At 57.0% G+C, this 1135-nt stretch carries 2 protein-coding genes; both read left to right on the forward strand.

From position 1 onward, the window contains the following. Positions 1-287 precede the first annotated feature (287 nt). A complete protein-coding gene (locus SSPN_RS53520; RefSeq protein WP_083822397.1) occupies positions 288-638 on the forward strand; it encodes a helix-turn-helix domain-containing protein in 351 nt (116 codons plus the stop codon). After that, positions 635-898 carry a Scr1 family TA system antitoxin-like transcriptional regulator gene (locus SSPN_RS56320; RefSeq protein WP_143539722.1) on the forward strand — a complete coding sequence of 88 codons (264 nt, stop codon included), beginning with the start codon at positions 635-637 and terminating at the stop codon, positions 896-898. The genes SSPN_RS53520 and SSPN_RS56320 overlap by 4 nt, the downstream gene beginning before the upstream one ends. Positions 899-1135 lie beyond the last annotated feature (237 nt).

Genomic DNA, 1135 nt, shown 5'->3' on the forward strand with positions numbered 1-1135 from the left:
CGCGCAGTGCAGGACACGTTTCGACTCACGCACGACGCCCTCTTTGTAACGGAACCACCGCGCGTCGCTACCCTCGTGCGCCTGGTCGGGCGGACCAGGTGGACCAGGGGGACCAGGAACGGCGCTGTGACTTGTCATGGTGCCTCCTGGTGGTTGACCCAACACGTACGCTGGGTGGGTGTGTGACAGGTGGTGTGTGTTGGCTAAAGAGTGGCTGTGGTCGTCACAACCACACAATTGCTCTAAATGGGTGAGATCAACCTGTCGACACGTGAGGACGGACCGTCATGGTTGCAGCCAACGGATCACCACGCGCTAGAGCGCTAGCAGCCGGTTTGAGGCAAGCTCGCAGAGATCGGGGTGTGAGTTTGCGCGAACTGGCGAAACATATTTCAAGTGACGCTTCTAATCTTTCTAAGATTGAGCTTGGAAAAAAGGTGCCCACTCCGGAATTGGTCGCGAGAATACTGGGCGCATTGCATACTCCACAAGAAGAGTACGAGAGAATTCTCGAGCTTGCGCGCAATGCTAGTGAACCTAATGGACTGACGGTTGGCATGCCCGGCATCACCAAGCAACTCGCGGGTAGCATCGAGAGTGAGCAAGAATCATCGCGATTCATGTTTGGTCACCAATGATGGTGCCGGGATTGCTCCAAACTTCTGATTATTTCCGCGCCATTGCCGAGGCTGACGGATTGTCAAACCCTGAGATCGAAAGGCGGGTAATGCTTCGGCTGGTCCGGCGAGAGGTACTTACCAAACGAAATCCCGTACAGTATGACGTGCTTATCGGCGAAGCGGCCTTGCTGCAGCCGGTCGCACCGCACGATGTGATGGTCGACCAACTCCGGTACTTGATCAAGATTGTGAGTGAAAGTCCCAACATCACGCTGTAAACATTCAGGTGCTTTGCTGTGGGCATGCTGAAGTCCCCGGCTCTTGCGGGTCGGGTGTCGCTGATTGCCCATTGGGCTTCGGCAAGCATCACAGCAAGCGTGTCGGCCGGAACCTGAGCCACGGGTGGCATATCGGCCGGTCGATCAGCTCTGCCAATGACAACTAGCAGGCAGGGAACGCACGCTGCCCCGTCACCCTCCTCGCACACCTCCACCAGCACGCGTCGGAACTTCTCC

The sequence above is a fragment of the Saccharopolyspora spinosa NRRL 18395 genome, assembly GCF_000194155.1.
GTDB classification, from domain to species: Bacteria; Actinomycetota; Actinomycetes; order Mycobacteriales; family Pseudonocardiaceae; genus Saccharopolyspora; species Saccharopolyspora spinosa.